This window comes from Larkinella sp. C7 (assembly GCF_006149005.1).
Lineage (GTDB): Bacteria > Bacteroidota > Bacteroidia > Cytophagales > Spirosomataceae > Larkinella.
In genome coordinates this window covers 1-329 of the sequence record NZ_VBSL01000262.1, presented here as the reverse complement: position 1 = coordinate 329, position 329 = coordinate 1, and the positions used below count along the sequence as shown (strand labels likewise).

Sequence of the window (329 nt, the reverse complement as noted above, 5' to 3'; positions counted from 1 at the left end):
AAAGGAAGAACCAGATAGGAGGTTAGAACCCCCGTAACCGTAGCTATCATAGCCACCAATAGATAAGGAAGCACTTCTGAAAAGATAATCTTAGCACTGGTATAACCCATTGCCTTAAGCACCCCCATATTAACCACTTCTGATTTAAGGTGATTTTGAATTCGAAAAGCACTCAAGAATAAGCTAATGATAAAAACTATCCCAGCTACTGCTATAAAAATAGCAATCAATAAGGTGCTCATCATGGTTCTCGCCTGCTTGACGGTTTTACTATCTTTAATAAGCACAGCTGCAATACCTTTGTCAGACAAGAGCGAAGTCAGTTTTTT

General features: G+C 38.9%; 1 protein-coding gene. It reads right to left on the bottom strand.

Annotation, left to right across the window (positions count from 1 at the left end; genetic code table 11):
• Window positions 1–311, bottom strand: a 311-nt coding sequence (locus FH871_RS35360; RefSeq protein WP_212768433.1) for a hypothetical protein, incomplete at its 3' end; no start/stop codon positions are given.
• Between the last annotated feature and the right edge of the window lie 18 nt (window positions 312–329).